The organism is Pseudomonas sp. B424, from assembly GCF_055408345.1.
On sequence record NZ_JBUZTL010000066.1, the window covers coordinates 1 to 1,359 of the forward strand.

1 protein-coding gene is annotated in these 1,359 nt (G+C 42.8%); it reads right to left on the reverse strand.

Annotated elements, in window-relative coordinates; genetic code table 11:
* Positions 1–417: 417 nt before the first annotated feature.
* Positions 418–1,359, reverse strand: a 942-nt coding sequence (locus ACZRMS_RS26235; RefSeq protein ID WP_463997638.1) for a putative bifunctional diguanylate cyclase/phosphodiesterase, incomplete at its 5' end; no start/stop codon positions are given.

A 1,359-nucleotide genomic window follows, 5' to 3' on the forward strand; every position in this document is an offset into this window, starting at 1 on the left:
GTTTGGTTCATTGCCTCTGCTATTATATCAATGGCAGTTTTTCTTGATGCTGCCATATTTTCTAGAGTCTGTTCCCCTGCATCTAGCATTGTTACGATATCTTGTTTGCTTAACTTATCATAATTCACGTTACGGAGTTGCTCTAGTATTAACTCATGATTCGACATATATGATCCTCTTTATTATTATCGATTTGTTGTTTATGATAATATTAATTATTTCATTGTTCCAGAAAATAACAGCTGGGATAGTGTATCATAAAAAATATATTTCGAGCGAATGGGGAAAGTCGGTCGAGCCATGCGCATAACCAATCCATGGCATTGGACGCACAGTATATCGTTACCGGTGGATAAATGAATTAACCGCTCAATCCACTAGGTTGCGACGACGCAATCAGTTCGTGGACGGTGCGGTTTATCTATTACCCCCTCTAGATAAATGAGCAGGGACAAACTTCGCCACCCAAGATAGCACTTTTTCTACCGGCATGGGTTTCGCAATACCATAGCCTTGCGCTACATCACAACCTAGGTTCATCAGCAACACTTCCTGCTCAACCGTTTCCACCCCTTCAGCAATAACCTCGCGGTTAAACGATTTCGCTAGGCCGATGATCGCCTTAGTCAGCCCCAAGCTGTCTTTATCGATGAGTATGTCGCGTATAAAAGATTTGTCTATCTTGATTGACTGCGTGGGCAGTTGTTTAAGGTAGCTCAGCGATGAATACCCGGTTCCAAAGTCGTCCAACGAAAATGTCACACCCAGATCCTGGCAAGCAATGAGGCACTGAGTGACATGTGGTAAGTTTTCTATCACCACTGATTCGGTAATCTCAATATCCAACATCTGCAGCAAAACATTAGGGTGGCTGTCCAGCAAAAACTTTAGGGACTTTACAAAGTTTTCTTTTTTCAAATGTAATGCTGCAATGTTTACACTCACAGACCACAAATGACCCAAGTCCGCCCATTGTTCTATTTGACTGAGCGCCTGATCTATGACCCACTCGCCGATCTCCACGATCAGATCGCTCTGCTCAATCAACGGTATAAAATACTGCGGTAATATAAGTCCATCTCGCGGATGCTGCCAACGCAATAGTGCTTCAAAACCAATCACTGCCCCACTGCTCAAACTTATTTTTGGTTGATAATGCAAGCATAACTCACCATCATGTAACGCTTGGCGAACCCGTATTACGGTATCAAAAGCTGATTTATCCATCTTATCTTTTGATACATCAAACAAATGGAAACAGTTACGGCCACTTTGTTTGGCCTTATACATAGCCTGATCGGCATGACGTAGCAGTGTATCGGCATTCTCATTATCGTTTGGATAGAGCGTCACACCGAT